General features: G+C 45.4%; 2 protein-coding genes. Both read left to right on the top strand.

Annotation, left to right across the window (positions count from 1 at the left end; genetic code table 11):
• Positions 1–183: DUF5110 domain-containing protein (locus B3Z75_RS00310; protein WP_294066420.1), on the top strand; the 183-nt coding region annotated here is incomplete at its 5' end.
• 53 nt (positions 184–236) lie between these two features.
• Positions 237–1,415, top strand: a 1,179-nt coding sequence (locus B3Z75_RS00305) for an alpha-L-fucosidase (protein ID WP_294066419.1), incomplete at its 3' end; no start/stop codon positions are given.

The following is a 1,415-nucleotide window of genomic DNA, read 5'->3' as shown; positions in this document are numbered from 1 at the left end:
TGGAATGATGCAAAAAAAGTGCTTACAATCAGTGGCCGCAATGGTTCGTTTCCGGGCATGCTTACACAAAGAAAGTTCCATATTGTGCGCGTCGGAAAAAACAAAGCGAACGGAATGGAAAAGGTTGAGAAGTTTGACAGGGTTGTCAATTATACCGGACACAAGGTTGAACTTAAGTTTTAGCACCCCAATCCCATTTGTTTCAATATTTCTATTTCATCCAAGATCACAGGATTATGAAAGGATTTATTTTTGGATTGATTGTGTTGTTTGGATTGGCGTTGAATAATCAACTATTTGCTCAACCTAAGCAAGCAAAAAAAAACGCATTATCCGGGAACAATCACCCTGAACAAGTTCCGGATATCTGGAACCTGCCACCGCTACCAGTGAGTGAAGGTCCTTATCCTGCCAGTTGGGAAGGGTTGAGTCGAATGTATGTGGTGCCGCAATGGTGGCGTGAAGCAAAATTTGGAGCCTGGTCGCATTGGAGCCCTCAGTCTATGCCCGAGCAGGGCGACTGGTACGCACGAGGCATGTATATGGAAGGTAGCCCTCAGTATCAGTACCATCTCGAACAATTCGGTCATCCGTCTGAATATGGCTACAAAGATATTTGTCACAACTGGATAACCGATCGATGGAATCCTGATGAGTTAATGGATTTATACGTAGAGATGGGGGCACGCTACTTTATGGCGATGGGTTGTCATCACGACAATTTCGATTGTTACGATTCAAAGTATCAGCCCTGGAATTCTGTAAATATCGGCCCCAAAAAAGACATTGTCGGGATTTGGGAAAAGAAAGCACGTGAGCATGGGATGCGTTTTGGCATAGGATTTCACAATACACCCTCTCGTACTTGGGGCCAATTTATGACTGTGCGATACACCAGTGACAAAATGGGCCCAATGGCGGGTGTACCATACGACGCGCTTCAAACTACGGCTGATGGCAAAGGAAAATGGTGGGAAGGAATGAATCCAGTGGACTTATATGGCGAGATTCACGACAAAAATGACCCACTGCATTCACCATTTGCCAATCAGTTTATGTGGCGTGTAGACGATGCCATTACCAAGTATCATCCCGATGTGATTTACTTTGATGAACATGCGGGAAACTCACAAGTTGATTTAGGGGTAACGATGGGGCTTGGCTTTCTCGCTCCCCAATTAATTGCAAATTACTACAACAAATCCTTGCACTGGAACAAGGGAAAAATGGATGTGGTAGTAAACCTCAAAGGTGTGGGAGGACAGTACAACAGCTTTCAAAAGAACCCGGAGTTGCTCCCATTGGCCGACCGATCGCTGGTTAAGAGCACAGAGGCCATCATAGAACAGGAAATTAAGGCCTATCCGTTCCAGACTGAAACCAGCATTGCCGACTGGCATTACAGGACAGGGCAG

The organism is Proteiniphilum sp. UBA1028 (genome assembly GCF_002316955.1).
Lineage (GTDB): Bacteria > Bacteroidota > Bacteroidia > Bacteroidales > Dysgonomonadaceae > Proteiniphilum.
The sequence above is the reverse complement of the archived record's forward strand: the minus strand, read 5'-3'. Positions and strand labels throughout refer to the sequence as shown.